The sequence below is a fragment of the Rhizobium sp. Leaf311 genome (genome assembly GCF_001423445.1).
GTDB lineage: Bacteria > Pseudomonadota > Alphaproteobacteria > Rhizobiales > Rhizobiaceae > Agrobacterium.
This window is the reverse complement of the sequence record NZ_LMNZ01000011.1, coordinates 1-1,990: the sequence shown is the minus strand read 5'-3', so window position 1 is coordinate 1,990 and position 1,990 is coordinate 1. Positions and strand designations below refer to the sequence as shown.

The following is a 1,990-nucleotide window of genomic DNA, read 5'->3' as shown; positions in this document are numbered from 1 at the left end:
TTCAAGGCGTTACGATGCGGAGTGGGTTCAAATTGAAAGCGGTCGTAAACAATGATGACTTGCTGAAATTCTGCATCTCCCGGCGCAGTCGTTCAGCCAGGTGGCAAGGCGGCAGTCAAGAGTTGACCGTCCCACTGTGGATTGCGTCGCGATACAGGGCACGGTAACGTGCGGGCGATTGGCCAAGGACGCGGCGGAAGCTGGCGGCAAACGCGCTATCAGACGCATAGCCGAGCGACTGAGCAATCCGTGGCAGTGGCTCGTTGCCACGCCGTAGGCGAGCGGCGGCCAGCCGCATCCGCCAGCCCACGAGATAGTCTATCGGGGATGCTCCGACGGTGGCTCGAAATCTTTCGGCGAATCCGGAGCGGGACTGGCCGGCGAGATAAGCCAGTGCGTCGACCGTCCAGCGGTGCGAAGGATCAGCGTGGATTGCCCGCATTGCAGGCGCCAGGCGTACATCGGCAAGTCCGGCGAGCCAGCCGGGATGCTGTGATGTCTGACGTGCCATATAGGCACGCAGAACATGGATAAACACCAGCCGCAGCAGGTCGTTGCATGCGATCCGAGCACCTGGCGCGGTGCTGTTCCACTCCAGGTCCAACTGTTCGAGCAGCCAGCCAATCGGTCCGGCCTCTTCTCGGTCGATCACGACCACATGCGGCAGGGCGTCGGTGAGGAGAGATCCGTCGACTGTGTCGAGGTTGACGCTGCCGCCGAGGAGCACAAAATCCCGACCATCGCCCACTGAGACATCTAGACTGCCCCCGGCGAATACCTCTGCCGCCGCTATCGGCTTCACGTTGGGATCGCTGCAAAGCGTAAACGCCTTGCCGCTGACCACAAGACAATCGCCCGCTTCAATGCGCAACGGCGCCTCTCCCTCTGAGACCAGCCAGGCACCGCCTTCGCGGATCGCATTGAATTTGAGGTAGCCCGGTGGTGGAAAAGCAACAGACCACGAGCCTCCGGCGGCAAATCGCACAGAGAACAGCGCCCGCGCGTCTATGGCATTCAACACGTCAGATAGAGGATCTTGGATGTTTTGGACGATCACGACAGAAATCCGGATCCTGCAGGCTGGGGGCTCCGCGAGCCTATCCGATATAGGGAGCGGACACCAGAGCCATAAATCAAGGAGTAACGACATGTCCGACCAGAAACCTATTGGATCTCAATTCAGTGCGGCCAGCACGGCGCGCGAGGTCACCGAGGGCATCGATCTTTCCGGCAAGACGGCGATTGTCACCGGCGGCTATTCCGGTCTCGGCGTAGAGACGACGCGGGCGCTCGCAGGTGCCGGCGCTCGTGTCATCGTACCGGCCCGCAATCGCGAAAAGGCCGAACGCACACTTGCCGGTATCGACAATGTTGTTATCGAAGCGATGGATCTTGCGGATCCCACATCGGTTGCCGCCTTTGCTGGCAGGATCGTTGTGGCGGGTAAGCCGATCTCAATCCTGGTCAACAGCGCTGGCATCATGGCAACGCCGCTTGGCCGGAATCAGGCTGGCCACGAGAGCCAGTTTGCGACCAATCATCTCGGCCATTTTCGGCTTGTTGCAGGTCTTTGGCCGGCATTGGTTAAAGCGGGCAACGCGCGGGTGATTTCGGTGTCGTCGCGCGGGCATCAAATCGGCCCGGTCGATTTCGACGATACCGATTTCAAGACGCGCCCCTATGACAAGTGGCAGGCCTATGGCCAGGCGAAGACGGCAAATGCTCTGTTCGCGCTGGGACTTGATCGCCGCGGAGCTGCGCTTGGCGTGCGGGCATTTTCGTTGCACCCCGGCGTCATCCTGACCGATCTCGCCCGCCATCTCAGCGAAGACGAGATCAATTCTTTCGATGTCTATGACGAGAATGGCAATCGCCGGGTCGATCCCTCGCGCGACCTCAAGACGCCGGAACAAGGGGCAGCAACGAGCGTCTGGGCAGCAACGCGGCCCGAACTCGACGGTATCGGCGGTGTCTACTGCGAAGATTGCGA

2 protein-coding genes are annotated in these 1,990 nt (G+C 60.7%); one reads left to right on the top strand and one right to left on the bottom strand.

What is annotated here, in order from left to right:
- Nucleotides 1–115: 115 nt before the first annotated feature.
- On the bottom strand, nt 116–1,057 hold the full coding sequence (locus ASF69_RS14815; protein ID WP_062588795.1) for an AraC family transcriptional regulator: 942 nt from the start codon (nt 1,055–1,057) through the stop codon (nt 116–118).
- Between the two features lie 91 nt (nt 1,058–1,148).
- Here ASF69_RS14815 and ASF69_RS14810 point away from each other — a divergent pair.
- Nucleotides 1,149–1,990: SDR family NAD(P)-dependent oxidoreductase (locus ASF69_RS14810; protein ID WP_062588796.1), on the top strand; the 842-nt coding region annotated here is incomplete at its 3' end.